This window comes from Streptomyces sp. NPDC059247, assembly GCF_042754005.1.
In the GTDB taxonomy this organism is placed as follows: domain Bacteria; phylum Actinomycetota; class Actinomycetes; order Streptomycetales; family Streptomycetaceae; genus Streptomyces.
The window spans coordinates 1-1,514 of record NZ_JBHYZW010000059.1; the positions used below are offsets into that span (position 1 = coordinate 1).

Annotated in this window: 1 protein-coding gene; it reads right to left on the reverse strand. The window is 69.5% G+C overall.

Annotated features, from left to right (window positions below; all coding sequences use genetic code 11):
* Nucleotides 1-141: 141 nt before the first annotated feature.
* Nucleotides 142-1,365, reverse strand: coding sequence for an IS701 family transposase (locus tag ACFXGN_RS32775; RefSeq protein WP_384866080.1), 1,224 nt, complete (start codon nucleotides 1,363-1,365; stop codon nucleotides 142-144).
* Between the last annotated feature and the right edge of the window lie 149 nt (nucleotides 1,366-1,514).

The window sequence follows — 1,514 nt, forward strand, 5'->3', positions numbered from 1 at the left end:
TAGGTGGTCGGGGGCGGTCTCATGGAGGCCGCCCCTCGAACGTGTGCAGCCGACGCTGGTAGTGATAGTGGCGTGCAACGGCCTGGCGTTGTCGGCGCCAGCGTGACCAGTTCATCGCGTGGCGTCGGCCTCTGTGTCCGCTCAGGTGTGGGGGTCGGGGGCAACAAGCTGCCAGGAGTCGCCGAACCTCCGCCACGGTGAGCTCGACGGCCCCGGCGGCCTCACCGGTTCCGCCCCCTTTTCCCGGTCCTGCTGTGCCGTGGCCGCGAGGAAGGCGTGCGCGAGCATGGCGAGCGTGATGTGCCGGTACCAGCCGACGTACCGGCGGACTTCGTACTGGTCCAGGCCGCATTCGTTCTTCGCGGCCTGGAAGCACTCCTCGATTGCCCAGCGCGCCCCGGCGATCCGTACCAGTTGGTGGGCGGTGGTCTCCAGCGGGGCGTAGGCGAGGTAGTAGGCGATCTCGTCGGGCCTGCGGATGCTGCGGCGGGCCAGCGCCCACCGCATCCGGCAGGGGACCTCGCCCTGGTAGTCGAACTCGGCGACGGCCGGCAGCCGCACCGCCGCCCAGTGGTAGAGGCGCGGTCCCTTCGCGCCGTCGCCGCAGGAGATCTTCTCCCACGCCTCGTCCGGGGCCTGGGCGAACAGGCCCTCGACGCGGGGGCAGCCCACGGTGAACTGCGACTTGGGAACGGCCAGGACGTAGCCGACGCCCGACTGCTCCAGCAGCCGGCGGAAACGGCCGTCCTGTCCGTAGGCGGAGTCCGCGGTGACCCAGGCGACGGGCAGCGGCGAGGCGAGGGCACGAAGCACCATGCGGCGGGCCAGTTGGCTCTTGGTGGCGAACTCCCGGCCGCCGGGGACTCTGGCCGTCCGGCAGCGTTCGCGGTCCTCGGCCCACACCTTGGGGAGGTAGAGCTCGCGGTCGACCAGTGCCCGGCCGCGCGTGGTGGAGTAGGCGACGAAGACGCCTATCTGGCAGTTCTCGGTGCGGCCTGCGGTTCCGGAGTACTGACGCTGGACCCCGGCGGACGTGGTGCCCTTCTTGATGAATCCGGTGTCGTCGACGACGAGGACTCCGTCGTCTTCTCCCAGCTTGTCGGCTATGTATTCCTGCAGGTCGTCGCGGATGTCGTCGGCTTCCCACTTCGCACCGGCCAGCAGGTGCTGCAGGCCGTCAGGAGTGGCGTGGCCCGCCTGCTCGGCCAGCTGCCAGCTGTTCTTGCGAGCGACCGGGGCGAGCAGGCCACGCACGTAGTCACGCATACGGCGGCGGAGCTCGACGCGGCGGAAACGGTGGCCGATGGTCAGGAAGAGGTCGTCCAGCTCCAGGTCCCACTGCTCAGCAGCACTTTCGGTGATCACACGGGAAGGCTTCCCCGAACGCTGTCACTACCAGCGTCGGCTGCACACGTTCGGGGGGCGGCCTCCATGAGACCGCCCCCGACCACCTATCAGCCCACTACACTCCCGCCGCCCGGTGAAAGCCACAGCTCAGACAGCGAAATCCTGCT